This is a genomic window from Pseudomonas sp. LF020 (assembly GCF_053456425.1).
The window spans coordinates 1-15,926 of record NZ_JBRFIX010000018.1 but is presented as its reverse complement, the minus strand read 5'-3'; the positions used below and the strand labels follow the sequence as shown (position 1 = coordinate 15,926).

The 15,926-nt window shown below is 60.5% G+C and carries 15 protein-coding genes; 4 read left to right on the top strand and 11 right to left on the bottom strand.

The annotated features are described in order from the left end of the window. Nucleotides 1-42 precede the first annotated feature (42 nt). Nucleotides 43-1,134, top strand: a complete 1,092-nt coding sequence (locus tag ACU680_RS26615) for a calcium:cation antiporter (protein WP_108588947.1) — start codon at nucleotides 43-45, stop codon at nucleotides 1,132-1,134. A 121-nt stretch (nucleotides 1,135-1,255) separates the two neighbouring features. On the opposite strand, the gene ACU680_RS26610 is transcribed toward ACU680_RS26615, so the two are convergent. The 3 genes from ACU680_RS26610 to ACU680_RS26600 form a co-directional block, all read right to left on the bottom strand. Then, complete coding sequence (locus tag ACU680_RS26610; protein ID WP_448180979.1) at nucleotides 1,256-2,614, bottom strand: 8-oxoguanine deaminase; 1,359 nt, start codon at nucleotides 2,612-2,614, stop codon at nucleotides 1,256-1,258. Between the two features lie 244 nt (nucleotides 2,615-2,858). After that, the gene (locus tag ACU680_RS26605; RefSeq protein WP_007968099.1) at nucleotides 2,859-3,545 is read right to left on the bottom strand and encodes an SDR family oxidoreductase; all 687 of its coding nucleotides are present in this window, start codon (nucleotides 3,543-3,545) and stop codon (nucleotides 2,859-2,861) included. 25 nt (nucleotides 3,546-3,570) lie between these two features. Then, nucleotides 3,571-3,921, bottom strand: coding sequence for a MerR family transcriptional regulator (locus tag ACU680_RS26600; RefSeq protein WP_007968100.1), 351 nt, complete (start codon nucleotides 3,919-3,921; stop codon nucleotides 3,571-3,573). An 83-nt stretch (nucleotides 3,922-4,004) separates the two neighbouring features. On the opposite strand from ACU680_RS26600, the gene ACU680_RS26595 reads away from it, so the two are divergent. Further along, a complete protein-coding gene (locus ACU680_RS26595) occupies nucleotides 4,005-4,427 on the top strand; it encodes a hypothetical protein (protein WP_448180998.1) in 423 nt (140 codons plus the stop codon). A gap of 73 nt (nucleotides 4,428-4,500) precedes the next feature. Here ACU680_RS26595 and ACU680_RS26590 read toward each other — a convergent pair whose 3' ends face one another. The 7 genes from ACU680_RS26590 to ACU680_RS26560 all read right to left on the bottom strand — a co-directional run bounded on the left by ACU680_RS26590 (nucleotide 4,501) and on the right by ACU680_RS26560 (nucleotide 12,481). Next, nucleotides 4,501-5,427, bottom strand: a complete 927-nt coding sequence (locus ACU680_RS26590; RefSeq protein ID WP_007968104.1) for an ABC transporter permease — start codon at nucleotides 5,425-5,427, stop codon at nucleotides 4,501-4,503. Beyond that, nucleotides 5,427-6,533, bottom strand: coding sequence for an ABC transporter permease (locus ACU680_RS26585; protein ID WP_448180978.1), 1,107 nt, complete (start codon nucleotides 6,531-6,533; stop codon nucleotides 5,427-5,429). Before ACU680_RS26585 ends, ACU680_RS26590 begins: the two co-directional genes overlap by 1 nt. A gap of 15 nt (nucleotides 6,534-6,548) precedes the next feature. Further along, nucleotides 6,549-8,096, bottom strand: coding sequence for an ABC transporter ATP-binding protein (locus ACU680_RS26580; RefSeq protein WP_448180977.1), 1,548 nt, complete (start codon nucleotides 8,094-8,096; stop codon nucleotides 6,549-6,551). Between the two features lie 605 nt (nucleotides 8,097-8,701). Further along, nucleotides 8,702-9,283 carry an IMPACT family protein gene (locus tag ACU680_RS26575; protein WP_448180976.1) on the bottom strand — a complete coding sequence of 194 codons (582 nt, stop codon included), beginning with the start codon at nucleotides 9,281-9,283 and terminating at the stop codon, nucleotides 8,702-8,704. 7 nt (nucleotides 9,284-9,290) lie between these two features. Continuing rightward, nucleotides 9,291-9,941, bottom strand: coding sequence for a TetR/AcrR family transcriptional regulator (locus ACU680_RS26570; RefSeq protein ID WP_448180975.1), 651 nt, complete (start codon nucleotides 9,939-9,941; stop codon nucleotides 9,291-9,293). An 87-nt stretch (nucleotides 9,942-10,028) separates the two neighbouring features. Next, nucleotides 10,029-11,417, bottom strand: a complete 1,389-nt coding sequence (locus ACU680_RS26565) for a uracil-xanthine permease family protein (RefSeq protein WP_367082971.1) — start codon at nucleotides 11,415-11,417, stop codon at nucleotides 10,029-10,031. Nucleotides 11,418-11,560: 143 nt separating this feature from the next. Further along, complete coding sequence (locus ACU680_RS26560; RefSeq protein ID WP_108588956.1) at nucleotides 11,561-12,481, bottom strand: LysR family transcriptional regulator; 921 nt, start codon at nucleotides 12,479-12,481, stop codon at nucleotides 11,561-11,563. A 138-nt stretch (nucleotides 12,482-12,619) separates the two neighbouring features. Here ACU680_RS26560 and aptA point away from each other — a divergent pair, with 138 nt between their 5' ends. Then, nucleotides 12,620-13,969, top strand: coding sequence for an omega-aminotransferase AptA (gene aptA / locus ACU680_RS26555; protein WP_448180974.1), 1,350 nt, complete (start codon nucleotides 12,620-12,622; stop codon nucleotides 13,967-13,969). A 76-nt stretch (nucleotides 13,970-14,045) separates the two neighbouring features. Further along, entirely contained in the window at nucleotides 14,046-15,539 is a 1,494-nt protein-coding gene (locus ACU680_RS26550) for a CoA-acylating methylmalonate-semialdehyde dehydrogenase (protein ID WP_041067919.1), read from the top strand. Between the two features lie 166 nt (nucleotides 15,540-15,705). Here ACU680_RS26550 and ACU680_RS26545 read toward each other — a convergent pair. Beyond that, a partial coding sequence (locus ACU680_RS26545) for a hypothetical protein (protein ID WP_448180973.1) occupies nucleotides 15,706-15,926 on the bottom strand: 221 nt, incomplete at its 5' end.

Genomic DNA, 15,926 nt, shown 5'->3' with positions numbered 1-15,926 from the left:
CAGTCAGTAGCTCATTCGAATCTCTCGGCAAAAAGGCCCGCCATGCTCACGATCCTCAAGCAAGAAAGCTTTCTGCTGCTGGCGGTGATTGCCGCGTGCATCGCCTATCCACTGGAACACTGGATGCTGCACAGCGGGCAGATCGTCGCGTTGATTTCGGGTCTGGTTCTGATCGCCTTCATCGTTGCCGCCTCGATGCGCGTCGCTCATCAGGCCGAACTGCTCGCAGAAAAAGTCGGCGACCCTTACGGCACGATGATCCTGACCCTCGCTGCGGTGCTGGTGGAAGTGGTGATCCTGGCGATCATGATGAGCAACGAAGCCTCGGCCACACTGGTGCGGGACACGATCTACTCGGCGGTGATGCTCGACATCAACGGCATCCTTGGCCTCGCCGCGTTGATGGGCGGACTCAAGCACGGCGAGCAGTCGTACAACGATGATTCGGCACGCAGCTACAGCGTGATGATCCTCACCGCCATGGGCGTATCGATGGTGGTGCCGGAGTTTATTCCGGCGGCCAACTGGAAGGTTTATTCGGCGTTCACCATCGGTGCGATGGTGGTGCTTTACGCGCTGTTCCTGCGCATGCAGGTCGGGCCGCACAGTTACTTTTTCAGCTACAGCTACCCGGACAAACGCCGCAAGAAAGAGCCGGTGGAGGATGAGCCGAAACCGCTGAGCCTGGCCTGGTCGATCGGCATTCTGGTGTTCGGCGTGGTGGTGATCGGCGCCCTGGCCGAAGTGATGTCCAAGACCCTTGATCTGGGCCTGGAAGGCACGGGCGCACCGCCGGTGATCACGGCGATTCTGGTGGCGGCGATTTCCGCAGCGCCGGAGATTCTGACGGCGTTGCGTGCCGCGTTGGCCAATCGCATGCAATCGGTGGTGAACATTGCGATGGGCGCGTCACTGTCGACGGTCATTTTGACGGTGCCGGTGATGGAGGCGATGGCGCTGTACACCGGCCAGCCATTTCAGATGGCGATGACCCCGGTGCAGACGGTGATGATCTTCATCACGCTGATCGTCAGTGCGATCAACCTGAATGACGGCGAGACCAATGCCATCGAAGGCATGACGCACTTTGTGCTGTTTGCGACGTTCATCATGCTGTCGCTACTGGGCCTCTAGAAACACCACAAATCCCCCTGTAGGAGCTGCCGCAGGCTGCGATCTTTTGATCTTGTTTTAAAATCAAAATCAAGATCAAAAGATCGCAGCCTTCGGCAGCTCCTACAGAGTTTTTATTGGATCAGGTGCCGGCGATCAAATGGCGAGCCGCCTGGCTGTGATCGGCGATCAGGCCTTTGAGATCAAGGCCTTCGACCTGGCCATCAACCACCCGCCACTTGCCACCAATCATCACCCGGTCCGCCCGATCGGCACCGCACAACAGCAGCGCCGAAATCGGATCATGACTGCCGGAGAAACGCAGTTCATCGAGCTTGAACAACGCCAGATCCGCCTGCTTGCCCACCGCCAGCTCACCGATGTCGGTACGCCCCAACAGGCTTGCCGAGCCTTTGGTTGCCCAGCCCAGCACGCGTTCCGGGGTGATCCTCTCGGCCCCGTAACGCAGGCGCTGAATGTACAGCGCCTGCCGCGCTTCGAGGATCATGTTCGAGGCATCGTTGGAGGCCGAACCGTCCACGCCCAGACCGAACAGCGCACCGGCATCGGTCAGATCAATACTCGGGCAAATGCCGGAGGCCAGGCGCATGTTCGAACTCGGGCAATGGCAGATACCGGTGCCGGCCTGGCCGAGGCGGGCGATTTCGTCCGGGTTGAAGTGGATGCCATGGGCCAGCCAGGTGCGCGGGCCGAGCCAGCCGACGCTGTCCAGGTAGTCCACGGTGCGCAGGCCGAAACGCTGCAGGCAGAAATCTTCTTCGTCGAGGGTTTCGGCCAGATGCGTGTGCAGGCGCACGTCGAGTTGATTCGCCAGTTCGGCGCTGGCGGACATGATTTCCGGGGTCACCGAGAATGGCGAGCACGGGGCCAGCGCGATCTGAATTTGCGCACCGTCGCCGCGCTCGTGGTACTCGTGAATCAGGCGCTGGCTGTCGTCGAGAATCACCTGACCTTCCTGCACGGTCTGCTGCGGCGGCAGGCCACCGTCCTTCTCGCCGAGGCTCATCGAACCACGAGTGAGCATGGCGCGCATGCCCAGTTCGCGCACGGTGTCGACTTGCACGTCGATGGCGTTTTCCAGACCGTCCGGGAACAGGTAGTGGTGGTCGGCGGCGGTGGTGCAACCCGACAGCAGCAATTCAGCCAAAGCCACTTTTGTCGCAAGGGCGAGTTTTTCCGGGGTCAGCCGCGCCCATACCGGGTACAGGGTTTTCAGCCACGGGAACAACGGCTGATTGACCACCGGCGCCCAGGCGCGAGTCAGGGTTTGATAGAAGTGGTGATGGGTGTTGATCAGGCCCGGCAGGATCACATGCTCGCGGGCATCGAACACGTCATTGCATGGCGCGGACGGTTGCTGACCGGCTGCCAGCACTTCGACGATCACGCCGTCTTGCAGCACCAGACCGCCACGGGCATCGAGCGCGTTGGCCGTGAAAATGGCGAGGGGATTTTTTAACCAGGTACGGGTCGCAGGCATTGTGGCCGGCTCCTCTGAAAGTTGGGTTCAGGGTTGCCAGCTCAGTGTTGCCCTGTCTGCTGATCCAGGGTCGCCGCGAAGGACGAGGCGCGCAGTTTCAAACAAATCGCCGGATCGGGCAAGCCCAACCCGACAGCCAACGCATCACCCCCTGTAGGAGCTGCCGCAGGCTGCGATCTTTTGATCTTGTTTTTTACAATCAAAAGATCGCAGCCTGCGGCAGCTCCTACAGGGGGGGCAGTGCTTACCAGGGAATGGTTTCACCCTTGTAGTTGATGAAGTGATGCCCGCCCTTGCCGGTATACGCATTCACCTGATCAATCAGCCCGCGAGTGCTGGTCTCTACATCCAGATCAGCACCTTCACCGCCCATATCCGTTTTCACCCAGCCCGGATGCAACGACAGCACGGTGAGTTTCTGCTCGCCCAGCTGGGTGACGAAACTGTTGGTCATCGAGTTCAGCGCGGCCTTGCTCGCCTTGTACAGCGCCAACTCCGGCGCGTCCGGTACGGTGACGCTGCCCAGGCCGGAACTCATGAACGCCAGCACGCCGCTGCCGTCGCGGATCTGTCCGACGAAGCGCTGCGCGAGGTTGATCGGCGCCACGGCGTTGGTGAAAAACAGTTGCCCGACTTCGGCCAGGGTCGCGCCGCCCGGGGTTTGCACCTCCGGACCTTTGACCCCGGCGTTGACGAACAGCAGGTCGAAGGTCTCGCCCTTGAGCTGTTGGCTCAGGGCGATCACTGCTTGCTGGTCGTCCATGTCGAGTTTCTCGATCCGCACGTTACCCAGCGCTTGCAGCGCCTCAGCCTTCTGCGGATTGCGCACGGTGGCGGTCACTTGCCAGCCGTCGGCCAGCAGGGTTTTCACCAGCCCGAGGCCCAAGCCACGAGAGGCGCCGATGATCAGTGCGTGTTTTGCCTGGGACATGACGGGATTCCTTGAAAGTTACGGTTCACGGATTCAATGGACACGCCTGACCGAGCCGTTGTTGCAACTCTCGTCGCAACACATCAAGTTCGCTCATGCGGGTTTCGATCAAATGCAGTTTGTCGCGCAGCAACTGCGCCACGGCATTTTCCGGGTCGGGCGCGTTCCACAACGCGGCGACACTGTCGCCGATTTCGCCGAGAGTAAAACCCAGGCGCTGTGCAGTCTTGATGTAGAGCACCAGTTGCAGCATTTCCGGCGGGTAGTCGCGATAACCGTTGGCACTGCGTTGCGCCGCGATCAGTCCGCGTTGCTCGTAGAAACGCAAGGTGTCGCGGCTGACGGCGCTGGCCTGGGCTAATTCACCGATGCGCATACTGGGTCTCAAAAGAGGTCTTGACCCTGGAGCATACTCCAGGCTTTACCGTGAGTGCTCCCTGAATTTCTGGAGCATGGATGATGTGGACTTCGACCCAGTATCGAAACGTGGTGCGCGGCAGCGCCTGGTATGACCTGATCGTGACGGCGGCGTTTGCCACGCCGTGGAGTTTTGCTGTGTTGCACGGTTTTTTGACCGCGTTGAATTTGCCCGGTGAGCTGCCTGCGTTTCAGCCCGTGCATATGTTGATGGCAAACCTGCTGGGCTCGGTGGTTTGTGTGTGGGCGGTGCTGCGCATTCGTGATCCGCAACCGGTGTATGGGCGCTATGACGCGGTGGCGCGGTTTCTGTTTGCGGCTTGGCAGGCGTATGCCCTGATGCATGGCGCCAGTTCGTTGCTGATCGGTTTTCTGGTCTTCGAGTTGGCGTGGGGCGTTGCGCAGGTGTTGCCTGTCAGGGCCCCATCGCTGGCAAGCCAGCTCCCACAGGGATCGAGGGTGTAAGTGAAATCCATATCACACTGCAAAAATCTGTGGGAGCTGGCTTGCCAGCGATGAGGTCGGTGAAATCACCGCCTTAATGCCCGGCCTGCCACGGCTGCCCCAACGACACCGGCGCATACAACCGAGTCCGAACGGCATCGCGCGACAACAGCACCAACACCACAATCGTCGCCACATACGGCAGCATCGCCAGCAGGCTCGATGGAATCGCCAGCCCCAACCCCTGCGCCACCAGGTGCAGGATGCTGGCGAGGCCGAACAGGTACGCCCCGAGCAACAAGCGCCACACCCGCCAACTGGCGAACACCACCAGCGCCAGCGCAATCCATCCACGCCCGGCGGTCATGTTCTCGGCCCACATCGGTGTGTACGCCAGCGACAGATACGCCCCGGCCAGCCCGGCCATCGCCCCGCCAAACAGCACCGCCAGCGTGCGCACGGTCAGCACCGGCAGGCCCATCGCACTGGCCGCGTCCGGGTTCTCGCCAACGGCCTGAATGATCAAGCCGACACGGCTCTTGATGATCACCCAGGCCACCAGCGCAAACAGCGCGAACGACAGATACACCAGCAGATCCTGAGCAAACAGCATCCGTCCAATCAGCGGAATCTCACTCAAGTACGGAATCGCCAACGGCTCGAATCCGGCCAGCGGCTTGCCGACCCACGCCGCGCCGACAAAGGTCGACAGGCCCACGCCGAAAATCGTCAGCGCCAGCCCGGTCGCCACCTGATTGGCGTTGAACACCAGCGCCACCAAGGCAAACAGCGACGACAGCAGCATCCCCGCCAGCATCGCCAGCAGCACACCGAGCCACAGGCTGCCGCTGTTGAGGGCGACGATAAAACCGATCACCGCGCCAAACAGCATCATTCCTTCCTGGCCGAGGTTGAGCACGCCGCTCTTTTCGCAGATCAACTCACCCAGCGCCACCAACAACAGTGGCGTGCCGCAACGCACCATGGCGTAGAAAATATTGCTCAGCAGATCGATATCCATCATAGCGCTCCGGCGGTTACGGCAAGGGACGATGCGCGCCGTGTCCAGCGCAGTTTCAGACGTGGCCGATAGAGAATCAGCACGTCGCAGGCCAGCAGGAAAAACAGCATCATTCCCTGGAACAGTTGGGTGATCGCTTGCGGCAGATTGAGGGTCATCTGCGCGCTCTCACCGCCGATGTACAGCAGCGCCATCAGCAGGCTGGAGAACAGAATCCCGATCGGGTTCAACCGCCCGAGAAACGCCACGGTGATTGCTGCATAGCCATAGCCCGGCGAGACTTGCGGCACCAATTGCCCGATCGGCCCGGTCACTTCGCAAACCCCGGCCAGCCCGGCCAAGCCGCCGCTGATCAACAGCGCGAGCCAGATCAGACGTTTTTCGCGAAAGCCGACGAACCCTGCGGCACGTTTATCCAGACCGAGCACTTTGATCTGGAAACCGACAAAGCTTTTCTGCAACAACACCCACACCGCAACCAGCGCGAGCAGGGCGAAATACACCCCGGCATGCACTCGCCCATCCTCCATCAGCAGTGGCAGGCGACTGGCGTCGCCGAACATCGCCGACTCGGGAAAGTTGTAGCCGGCCGGATCCTTCAGCGGCCCGTGCACGCAGAACAGCAACAGGTTCAGCGCGATGTAATTGAGCATGATGCTGGTGAGGATTTCGTTGGCGTTGAAGCGTGTGCGCAGCCATGCCGTCAGCCCGGCCCAAGCGGCGCCGGCGCAGGTGCCGGTGAGCAGGATCAGCACCAGTGCCCAGCGGCTTTGCAGGTCGATGATGTTCACCGCCAAGGCACTGCCGGCGAGTGCGCCGAGGAGCAATTGACCTTCGGCGCCGATGTTCCAGATCCGCGCTTGATAAGCCACCGCCAGACCGAGTGCGCAAAGCAGAATCGGCAGCGCCTTGACCAGCAGTTCGGAGACGCCATACAGATCGCTGATCGGTGCGATCAACAGCGTGTGCAAGGTTTGCAGCGGCTCATGCCCCAGGGCGATGAACAACAGCGAGCCGCAACCGAGGGTCAGCAGCGCCGCCAGCAACGGCGAGCACCACAGCATCAGGCGCGATTGCTGGCCACGGGGTTCGAGAGAAAGCAGCATGTTGGGGAAACTCCGTCAGGCCGTGGCCGATGAATGCGCGTGGTTGATGTGCCCGGCCATCCAGCCGCCGACATCGCTCAGCAGGGTGTCGGTGGTGTTCTGCAGCGGCGACAGACGCCCCGCGTACAGCGCGCCGAGGCGGTCGCTGATCTGGAACAGTTCGTCGAGGTCTTCGGAGATCACCAGGATCGCCGCGCCGGCATCGCGCAGGGCAATCAGCGCGCGGTGAATGGTCGCCGCCGCGCCAACGTCGACGCCCCAGGTAGGGTGCGCGGCGATCAGCAGTTTCGGTTGCTGGAGGATTTCCCGGCCAAGAATGAATTTCTGCAGATTGCCACCGGACAGGCTGCGTGCGGCAGCGTGAGTGCCCGGGGTTTTCACCCCGAAGCGCTGAATGACCTGTTGGGCGAGAGCCTCGACTTTGCCGCGCTCGATCAAGCCATGGTTGACCAGTCCTTGCTGGAAGGCCGTGAGCAGGGCGTTGTCAGCCAGACTCAGTTCCGGCAACGCGCCGTGGCCCAGGCGTTCTGCCGGGACAAACGCCAGACCGAGTTGGCGCCGCGCATCCGGGCGCAAATCAGCGACCGCTTGCCCGGCGAAACGAATCGTTGTCGCGCTGTCGCGAGGCAGGGTTTGCTCACCGCTGAGCAGGGCGAGCAACTCATCCTGGCCATTGCCCGCGACCCCGGCGATACCGACGATTTCGCCGCTGCGTACTTGCAGGTCGATATCGCTCAGCGAACAACCGAAGGAATCGGGGTTGTGCCAGCTCAAACCGTTGACCTGTAGAAAATCCGCGCCGCCACTGACCTTCGGGTATTCGCCGATCAACGCCGCCGCTTCGCCGACCATCATCTGCGCCAACTGCTGATCCGAGCATTCGGCGGGGACGCAATGTCCAGCTACTCGTCCGCCACGCAACACCGTCGCGCTATGGCACAGCGCGCGCACTTCCGCGAGTTTGTGGCTGATGAACAGAATGCTGCAGCCCTCGGCCGCCAGACGACGCAGGGTGATGAACAACTCGTCGGCCTCTTGCGGTGTCAGCACCGACGTCGGCTCGTCGAGGATCAGCAGGCGGATGTCCTGCATCAGGCAGCGGATGATTTCCACCCGTTGTCGCTCGCCAATCGACAGGCTGTGGACAAGTCGCTCCGGCTCCAGCGCCATGCCGTAGCGGCGCGATACTTGGCGAATCTTCGACTCCAGTTGTTTCGGCGTTCCGGCTCTGGCGCCCATCGCCAAGGCAATGTTCTGCGCCACATTGAGGGTTTCGAACAGCGAGAAATGCTGAAACACCATGCCGATCCCCAACTGCCGGGCCTGTGCCGGGTTGCGAATATTCACCCGTTGCCCCTGCCAGAGCATTTCGCCGGAATCGGCCTGGGTCACGCCGTAGATGATCTTCATCAAGGTACTTTTGCCCGCGCCGTTCTCACCCAGCAGTGCGTGGATTTCTCCCGGCGCGATGCTCAGGTCGATGGCGTCATTGGCCAGACAACCGGGGTAGCGTTTGCTGATCTGGCGCAGTTGCAGGCGCGGCGTTGAATCTGGGCTTGGCATGACAGGCTCGACTGGCTTGGAGTTGTGCCTGTGGATAAAGCAATTTCCTGGCCATTGAGTCAGGAACGCCCGCCGTCACTGTCGCCGCGCGCCGGCGGCAGAGCTTCGCGATGAAAATCGCAGGGGGAGCGGGCACCAATTCAGCGCAAAGCTGTTGATCCGGCTCCACTTTTGCACCGTGACGAACTGGTTAAAAAACGAGCAACCGGGTCGAAGCTATACAGAACCTGCGGCTGCGCCAGCCATGAACGGGTTATCCACAGGTTGCTCCACAGTATTTGTGCGCAATTGGAAATCCTTGGCATAAGCGCCGCAGTGCTATCTCCCAAAGGTGATAAAAAGCGCTAACTATTTGTTTTTACGTGGGATTAATCTTTTTCAGGTGGAATGGACGAAAATTGAGCAAATCGCGCAAAGCCACGTGACAGAAGGGTTACAGCCATATGTGCTCAGGTTATCCACAGTCGGGTGCACAGCAGATGTGGGCAACTCCGTGGAATAAGCAGATTGTGGGCTGCCCTAAAAGATCGCAGCCTTCGGCAGCTCCTACAGGGAAACGCAAAGTCCTGTGTAGGAGCTGCCGAAGGCTGCGATCTTTTGATCTTCTAACGCTGCAGCACTATCCGCCCCCGACTCAAATCCGCCAACTGCGTTTGCAGCAACTCGATCTGCGCCTCACCCACTGCCAACTGCAACTCAACACCATTGGCAGTGAAGTTTTCTTCCACTACCAAGCCACCCAGATCCGCCACCCGCAGCTTCACCAACGCCAACTCGGCAAAGCCGCAGGCACAACTGAGCGGCACACGGCTGATCAACTCGACTTTTGCCGCCGCTTGCAGGCACTTGTTCGCGCCGCCGCCATAGGCCCGGGCCCAACCGCCGGTACCCAATTGAATGCCGCCATACCAGCGGATCACCAGCACCGCGACCTGGTCGCAATCCTGCGCCTCGATGGCTGCCAGAATCGGTCGTCCGGCGGTGCCGCCGGGTTCGCCATCGTCGTTGCTGCGGTATTGAGCACCGATTTTCCACGCCCAGCAGTTGTGCGAGGCATTCAAGTCGCTGTGTTGTTCGAAGAACGCCTGCGCGTCGGCGGGGCTGCCGATCGGCGCGGCGAAGGTGATGAAGCGGCTTTTGCGAATCTCTTCGCGGTACTCGCAAAAACCGCTGAGGGTGAAAGGCATAAACGTCTTAAATAGTCGGGGTGAGGCCGCAGCCTTTGAGAATGATGCGGATCAGGTTGTTGCCGGCGTCTTCCATGTCCTGTTTGGTCAACTTGTTGCGCCCGCTGACGCGGCAGATCTGCGTGGCGAAGTCGGCGTAATGCTGGGTGCTGCCCCACAGCAGGAAGATCAGGTGCACCGGATCCACCGCGTCCATCTTGCCGGCATCGATCCACGCCTGGAACACGGCCGCGCGGCCCTGGAACCAGGCGCGGTAATCCTGGTTGAAATACTCGGTCAGGCATTCGCCGCCGCTGATCACTTCCATCGCGAAGATCCGCGACGCCTGCGGTTGGCGGCGGGAGAATTCCATCTTGGCGCGAATGTAGCGGGTCAGCGCTTCGGCCGGATCATCCTCGGCGGTCAGGGTGTTGAAGGTGCTGTCCCACAGCTCGATGATGTTGCTCAGCACCGCCACGTACAACCCAAGCTTGTTGGTGAAGTAGTAATGCAGGTTCGCCTTGGGCAACCCGGCATTCTGGGCGATGGTGTTCATGCTGGTGCCTTTGTAACCGTGACGGGCGAACTCGTCTTCGGCGGCTTTGAGGATGGTCTCTTCGTTCTTCTGACGAATGCGGCTGGCGGGTTTGCCGCCGTGAGCGGGGACTTCAAAGGTCATAGGCACTTCCGGTTTGTCTGTGGGTGCAACCAGTTGCGTTGATAACGCACCCACAGGCATCCGACAAGTCCTGAAGCAATAAAACCGTTACGCCTGTTCGATCTTGTTCAGCGCTGCGGCGGATTCGACGGGGTTGGTTTTCGCTTCTGGCAGTAACAGGCAGAGGATGATCGCGGTCAGGCCACCGCTGGTGATTGCCGAGTCGAACAGGTTCTGCACCAGTTTCGGCAGCAGGTGCAGCAGGTTGGGTTGCGCGGCAATGCCCAGGCCGACGCCGAGCGAGGTGGCGATGATCAGCATGCTGCGTCGGTCCAGCGGCGACTGTGCGAGGATCCGCACCCCGGCCGCCGCCACGCTGCCGAACATCACCAGAGTGGCGCCACCGAGCACCGGTTTCGGGATCTGTTGCAGCACCGCGCCGATCATGGGGAACAGGCCGAGACAAAACAGGATCGCACCGATGTAAAGTCCGACATAGCGGCTGGCGACGCCGGTCAACTGGATCACGCCGTTGTTCTGCGCAAACGTGGTGTTGGGGAAGGCGCTGAAGGTGGCGGCGATCATGCAGCTCACGCCGTCACCGAGCACGCCGCCACGCAGTCGGCTTATATAAGAGGGGCCGCTGATCGGCTGGCGGGCGAGCATGCAATTGGCCGTGAGGTCGCCGACGGTTTCGATGGTGCTGATCAGATAAATCAGCGCGACGGGCAGGAAAGCCGTCCAGTCGAAGCTGAACCCGAACTTGAACGGCGCAGGAAGACTGACCAGCGGCAGGTCAGGCAATGCCTGTGGGACCAGTTTTCCGCTGAACCACGCGGCCAGACTGCCAAGCAGCAGTCCGACAATGATTGCCGACAGCCGCACCCACGGCGTGTTCGAGCGATTGAGCAGGATGATCGTCAGCAACACGAACACCCCCAGCGCCAGATTGCCCGGCGCGCCGAAGTCCGGCGCATTGAATCCACCGCCCAGATCGGTGATGCCGACCTTGATCAGACTGACGCCGATCAGGGTGATGACGATCCCGGTCACTAGCGGCGTAACAACCCGGCGTAATTGACCGATGAAACGGCTGAGGACGATCTGCACCACGGCGCCGAAAAAGCACACGCCGAAGATCATCGCCAGAATGTCTTCCGGGCTGCCGCCGCGCTGCTTGACCAGAAATCCGGCGGACAGCACCGCGCCGAGGAAGGCAAAACTGGTGCCCTGCAAACAGATCATCCCGGCGCCGATGCCGAACGGCCGCCGCGCCTGAATAAAGGTGCCGACGCCCGACACCATCAAGGCCATGCTGATCAGGTACGGCAAGTGCGCGGTCAGCCCGAGGGCCGAGCCAATCACCAGCGGCGGGGTGATGATGCCGACGAAACTGGCGAGCACGTGTTGCAGGGCGGCGAGGATTGCGGCGGGTGGTTTGGGGCGGTCGTCGAGGCCGTAAATCAGGTCGCTGGACGGTACGGAGTCTGGCTGCATGGCTGAGGGCTTCTTATCAAAGGAACGAAGTAATTCCTCCTCTGCAAAAACCTGTCCACTTGCTCAACTTATTCTCTCTGTAGGAGCTGCCGAAGGCTGCGATCCCTTGATCTTGCTGTACTTCACCAACATCGCAATCCCGATCAACGCGTCGCCGCCAAACTCTCTAAAAAGCTCTCCAGCACCAAATGAGGGCGCCTACCCTTGCGCGTGACCGATGCCAGACTCAAATCATAAAAACGCGTCTTCGATTTCAGCGCACGCAAACGGCCTTGCTGCACCCACAAACTGGCGTAGTGATCCGGCAGATAACCGATGTAACGCCCGGTCAGAATCAGAAACGCCATGCCCTCACGATCGGACGCGCTGGCTGTGCAATTGAGCGCCTGATAATGCGCCTGAATCTCCGCCGGCAAACGGAACGTCGGGGCAATCGCGTCCTGGCTGTTCAGGCGCTCGTCATCCAGTTGCTTGTCATCGACATAAAACAGCGGATGACCCACCGCGCAATACAACAGCGAACGTTCGCTATACAAAGGTTGATATTCCAGCCCCGACAGCGCACTGGCCTGCGGCACCACGCCGACATGCAGGCGGCCGTCGAGCACGCCTTGTTCGACTTCATTGGGCGCGATCATGCGGATCTGGATCTGCACGTCCGGCCCGCGTTCCTTCAACTGGGCGAGGGCATGGGTGATGCGCATGTGCGGCAGGGTGACGAGGTTGTCGGTCAGGCCAATGATCAGTTCGCCACGCAGGTGCTGGTGCAGGCCGTTGACCTCGGTGCGGAAACTTTCCAGCGCACTTAACAGTTGCAACGCCGATTGATAAACCTCGCGGCCCTCTTCGGTCAGCGAGAAGCCGGCGCGCCCGCGCTGGCACAGGCGCAGGCCGAGACGCTGTTCGAGATCGCTCATCTGCTGGCTGATCGCCGAGCGACCGATGCCGAGCACGGTTTCCGCCGCCGAGAAGCCGCCGCACTCCACCACGCTGCGGAAAATCCGCAGCAGGCGAATATCAAAATCACTGACCTGGGCCAGCGGATCGGGGCGACGGCTGCTCATATTGTTGTTCTCATTGTTTAGCAGACTTCTAACTGAAGGTTAGAAAAGTTGGATTTCACCGACTTTATCGCCGTGGCAATTTAGCTGCAACAACGCTTTTTATCTCCCTGATGCTTATGCCCTGCGAGGTTTTGCCCGATGAACATGCCTGAAAACGCGCCGTCGCCACTGGCCAGCCAACTGAAGCTGGACGCGCACTGGATGCCGTACACCGCCAACCGCAACTTCCAGCGCGATCCGCGTCTGATCGTTGGCGCCGAAGGCAGCTGGCTGATCGACGACAAGGGCCGCAAGGTTTATGACTCGCTGTCCGGTCTGTGGACCTGCGGCGCCGGGCACACCCGCAAGGAAATCCAGGAAGCGGTCTCCAAGCAACTGGGCACTCTCGATTACTCGCCAGGCTTCCAGTACGGCCATCCGCTGTCGTTCCAGCTCGCCGAGAAGATCACTGACCTGACCCCGGGCAATCTGAACCACGTGTTCTTCACTGACTCCGGCTCCGAGTGCGCCGACACTGCAGTGAAAATGGTCCGTGCCTACTGGCGCCTGAAAGGCCAGTCGACCAAGACCAAAATGATCGGCCGTGCCCGTGGCTATCACGGCGTGAACATCGCCGGCACCAGCCTCGGCGGCGTCAACGGCAACCGCAAACTGTTCGGTCAGGCGATGATGGATGTCGATCACCTGCCGCACACGCTGCTGGCCAGCAATGCATTCTCCCGTGGCATGCCGGAGCAGGGCGGTATCGCGCTGGCTGATGAACTGCTGAAGTTGATCGAACTGCACGACGCATCGAACATCGCGGCGGTCTTCGTTGAGCCAATGGCCGGTTCCGCTGGCGTACTGGTTCCGCCTCAGGGTTACCTGAAGCGTCTGCGCGAGATCTGCGATCAGCACAACATCCTGCTGGTGTTCGACGAAGTGATCACCGGTTTCGGCCGCACCGGTTCGATGTTCGGCGCCGAGAGCTTTGGTGTAACCCCGGATCTGATGTGCATCGCCAAGCAAGTCACCAACGGCGCGATCCCGATGGGCGCGGTGATTGCCAGCTCCGAGATCTACCAGACCTTCATGAATCAGCCGACTCCGGAATACGCGGTGGAATTCCCGCACGGCTACACCTACTCGGCGCACCCGGTGGCGTGCGCCGCTGGTCTGGCGGCACTCGACCTGTTGCAAAAGGAAAACCTGGTGCAGAGCGTGGCCGACGTCGCCCCGCATTTCGAAAACGCCCTGCACGGCCTGAAAGGTTCGAAGAACGTCATCGATATCCGTAACTACGGCCTGGCCGGTGCGATCCAGATCGCGGCCCGTGATGGCGACGCCATCGTGCGTCCGTTCGAGGCCGGCATGGCCCTGTGGAAAGCCGGGTTCTACGTGCGCTTCGGCGGCGACACCCTGCAGTTCGGCCCAACCTTCAACAGCAAGCCGCAAGACCTCGATCGTCTGTTCGACGCGGTTGGCGAAGTGCTGAACAAGCTCGACTGATTTTTCCCTCTATATATACCTGCGAATAACAGGCGCCCCATGCGGGCGTCTGTACACAAGAATTCAGGAGTTTTCGATGAGCGTTATCCCGCATTTGATCAATGGCGAACTGGTGACCGAGAACGGTCGCGCGGTTGATGTGTTCAACCCGTCTACCGGTCAGGCGATCCACAAGCTGCCGCTGGCCACCCGCGAAACCATTCAACACGCGATCGACGCCGCCAAGGCTGCGTTCCCGGCATGGCGCAACACCCCGCCGGCCAAACGTGCCCAGGTGATGTTCCGCTTCAAGCAACTGCTGGAGCAGAACGAAGCGCGTATTTCGCAATTGATCAGCGAAGAACACGGCAAGACCCTCGAAGACGCCGCCGGTGAACTGAAGCGTGGTATCGAGAACGTCGAGTTCGCCTGCGCTGCCCCGGAAATCCTCAAGGGTGAGTACAGCCGCAACGTTGGCCCGAACATCGACGCGTGGTCGGACTTCCAGCCACTGGGCGTGGTTGCTGGTATCACACCGTTCAACTTCCCGGCGATGGTGCCGCTGTGGATGTATCCGCTGGCGATCGTCTGCGGTAACTGCTTCATTCTCAAACCATCCGAGCGTGACCCGAGCTCGACGCTGTTGATCGCTCAACTGTTGCTGGAAGCTGGCCTGCCGAAAGGCGTGCTGAGCGTGGTGCATGGCGACAAGACAGCAGTGGACGCGCTGATTGAAGCGCCGGAAGTCAAAGCACTGAGCTTCGTTGGCTCGACGCCGATTGCCGAGTACATCTATGCCGAAGGCACCAAGCGCGGCAAGCGCGTTCAGGCACTGGGCGGGGCGAAGAACCACGCGGTACTGATGCCGGATGCGGATCTGGACAACGCGGTCAGCGCGCTGATGGGCGCGGCCTACGGTTCCTGCGGTGAGCGCTGCATGGCGATTTCGGTCGCAGTGTGTGTCGGCGATCAGGTAGCGGATGCGCTGGTGGCGAAACTGGTCCCGCAGATCAAGGCACTGAAAATCGGTGCCGGCACTTCGTGTGGCCTGGACATGGGGCCACTGGTAACCGGTCAGGCGCGGGACAAGGTCAGTGGTTATGTCGATGACGGTGTGGCAGCGGGCGCGACCTTGGTCGTCGATGGTCGCGGCTTGAGCATTCCGGGTAACGAAGAGGGCTTCTTCCTCGGCGGCTGTCTGTTCGACAACGTCACCCCTGAGATGCGCATCTATAAGGAAGAGATCTTCGGGCCGGTGTTGTGCGTGGTCCGGGTCAACAGCCTGGAAGAAGCGATGAAGCTGATCAACGATCACGAATACGGCAACGGCACCTGCATCTTTACCCGTGACGGTGAAGCGGCGCGTCTGTTCTGCGACGAGATCGAAGTCGGCATGGTCGGCGTCAACGTACCGCTGCCGGTACCGGTTGCCTACCACAGCTTCGGCGGCTGGAAGCGTTCGCTGTTCGGCGACTTGCATGCCTATGGCCCGGATGGTGTGCGCTTCTATACCCGTCGCAAGGCCATCACCCAGCGCTGGCCGCAGCGTGCGAGCCATGAAGCTTCGCAATTCGCTTTCCCTAGCTTGTAAGTAGCAGGGCAGTGCATAGAAGGCCGACCTTATAAGGTCGGCCTTCGCGTTTCGGGCTTTTTTGACCGATATGACAGATTTATGAAAATAAGGGTTGACGGCAGATTCTGAGTCTCTATAATTCGCCCCACTTCCGGCGCAGTCGAAACGGAAAACTCCTTGAGATTCAATGAGTTGCGCAGTTTTCGGCAGCGGTTTGCTTCAGTTCATCGAAGCCTGGAAGGAGTTGAAAGGGCAGTGATGTTTGGCTCTTTTGACGTTTCGATCTTCTCGGTCGAAAGCGGAGAAAAAGAGGTGTTGACAGCAGCGTGTAACGCTGTAGAATTCGCCTCCCGCTAACGAGAGATCGGAAGCGCAAGTGGTTGAAGTTGTTGAAGAAATCTTCGA

Coding starts and splice junctions, on each gene's coding strand:
- ACU680_RS26615 (WP_108588947.1), top strand. CDS start 43: ATGCTCACGATCCTCAAGCAAGAAAGCTTTCTGCTGCTGGCGGTGATT.
- ACU680_RS26610 (WP_448180979.1), bottom strand. CDS start 2,614: ATGCCTGCGACCCGTACCTGGTTAAAAAATCCCCTCGCCATTTTCACG.
- ACU680_RS26605 (WP_007968099.1), bottom strand. CDS start 3,545: ATGTCCCAGGCAAAACACGCACTGATCATCGGCGCCTCTCGTGGCTTG.
- ACU680_RS26600 (WP_007968100.1), bottom strand. CDS start 3,921: ATGCGCATCGGTGAATTAGCCCAGGCCAGCGCCGTCAGCCGCGACACC.
- ACU680_RS26595 (WP_448180998.1), top strand. CDS start 4,005: ATGTGGACTTCGACCCAGTATCGAAACGTGGTGCGCGGCAGCGCCTGG.
- ACU680_RS26590 (WP_007968104.1), bottom strand. CDS start 5,427: ATGGATATCGATCTGCTGAGCAATATTTTCTACGCCATGGTGCGTTGC.
- ACU680_RS26585 (WP_448180978.1), bottom strand. CDS start 6,533: ATGCTGCTTTCTCTCGAACCCCGTGGCCAGCAATCGCGCCTGATGCTG.
- ACU680_RS26580 (WP_448180977.1), bottom strand. CDS start 8,096: ATGCCAAGCCCAGATTCAACGCCGCGCCTGCAACTGCGCCAGATCAGC.
- ACU680_RS26575 (WP_448180976.1), bottom strand. CDS start 9,283: ATGCCTTTCACCCTCAGCGGTTTTTGCGAGTACCGCGAAGAGATTCGC.
- ACU680_RS26570 (WP_448180975.1), bottom strand. CDS start 9,941: ATGACCTTTGAAGTCCCCGCTCACGGCGGCAAACCCGCCAGCCGCATT.
- ACU680_RS26565 (WP_367082971.1), bottom strand. CDS start 11,417: ATGCAGCCAGACTCCGTACCGTCCAGCGACCTGATTTACGGCCTCGAC.
- ACU680_RS26560 (WP_108588956.1), bottom strand. CDS start 12,481: ATGAGCAGCCGTCGCCCCGATCCGCTGGCCCAGGTCAGTGATTTTGAT.
- aptA (WP_448180974.1), top strand. CDS start 12,620: ATGAACATGCCTGAAAACGCGCCGTCGCCACTGGCCAGCCAACTGAAG.
- ACU680_RS26550 (WP_041067919.1), top strand. CDS start 14,046: ATGAGCGTTATCCCGCATTTGATCAATGGCGAACTGGTGACCGAGAAC.